1 protein-coding gene is annotated in these 1,406 nt (G+C 63.6%); it reads left to right on the top strand.

Annotated elements, in window-relative coordinates:
- Nucleotides 1–1,406, top strand: a 1,406-nt coding sequence (locus AAHM40_RS26970) for a tandem-95 repeat protein (protein WP_342247433.1), incomplete at both ends; no start/stop codon positions are given.

Below are 1,406 nucleotides of genomic sequence, written 5' to 3'. Positions count from 1 at the left end.
CGGACGATGCCTCGGTGGTGGCTCCTGACACCAACACCGTCGCCGAGGACACCCCGGCCACCGGCAACGTGCTGGGCAACGACAGCGATGTGGACAACACCCTGACCGTCGCCAGCTTCAGCGTGGCTGGCGTTACTGGTAGCTTCACCGCCGGTTCCAGCGCGGTCATCACCGGCGTCGGTGTCCTGACCGTCGCCACTAACGGCAACTACACCTTCACTCCGGTGCAGAACTGGAACGGCGAGGTGCCCGAAGTCACCTACGTCACCAACACCGGCAGCGAGACCACGCTGAACATCACCGTCACCCCGGTGAACGACGCACCGCTGGCCAGCAACGATGGCCCGATTGCGGTCACCGAGGACACGCCGGTCATCGGCAATGTCCTGACCAACGACAGTGACATCGATGGCGATAGCCTGACCGTCACTCAATTCGAAGTGAACGGCAGCACCTATACGGCAGGTCAGACTGCCACCCTCTCGGGCGTTGGCACCCTGGTCATCAACGCCAATGGCAGCTTCACCTTCACCCCGGCGTCGAACTACACCGGTCCGGTACCGGCGGCGACCTATACCGTCACCGACGGCACGGCCACCGATACCGGCGAGCTGAGCTTCGCTGACGTCACCCCGGTGAACGATGCGCCGCTAGCCGCCAACGATGGCCCGATTGCTGTCACTGAAGACTCCCAGACTGTCGGCAATGTACTGACCAACGACAGCGACCCGGAAAACGACGCGCTGACCGTCACCGGCTTCGACTTCGGTGGCAATAGCTATCTGGCCGGCCAGACCGCGACTATCACCGGCGTCGGCTCGCTGGTGATCAATGCCAATGGCAGCTTCACCTTTACCCCCGCAGCGAACTACACCGGTCCAGTGCCCACTGCGACCTATACCGTCAGCGATGGCAATCTTACCGATACCGCCGAATTGAGCCTCTCCGGTGTTTCCCCGGTCAATGATGCGCCCGAGACCAACGCAGCCTCCGGCTCAGGCAATGAAGGCGCCGCTGGTATTCCGGTCGCTCTAACCGGCAGCGATGTCGACGGTACGGTCGACCACTTCGTGATCAAGTCCCTGCCGGCCAACGGCACCCTGTTCCTCAATGGCGCGGCGCTGGCCATCGGCGACAGCGTCCCGGCTACTGGTAATGGCGCGAGCATCACCTTCGTGCCCTCGGCCAACTGGAACGGTACCACCGACTTCCAGTACGCCTCGGTGGATAACCAGGGCCTGGAAGACGGCACGCCCGCCACCGGCACCATCACCGTCGCGTCGATCAACGACGCCCCGGAGACGGCAGCGGCTTCCGGTTCCGGCAATGAGGACTCGACCGGCATTCCGGTCGCCCTCAGCGGTTCGGACCTCGACGGCACGGTCGATCACTTCGTGATCAAGTCT

Source organism: Pseudomonas sp. OTU5201, assembly GCF_038440135.1.
Classification (GTDB): Bacteria; Pseudomonadota; Gammaproteobacteria; order Pseudomonadales; family Pseudomonadaceae; genus Metapseudomonas; species Metapseudomonas resinovorans.
Note: the sequence above shows the minus strand (reverse complement) of the source record. Positions and strands in the feature narration are given on the sequence as shown.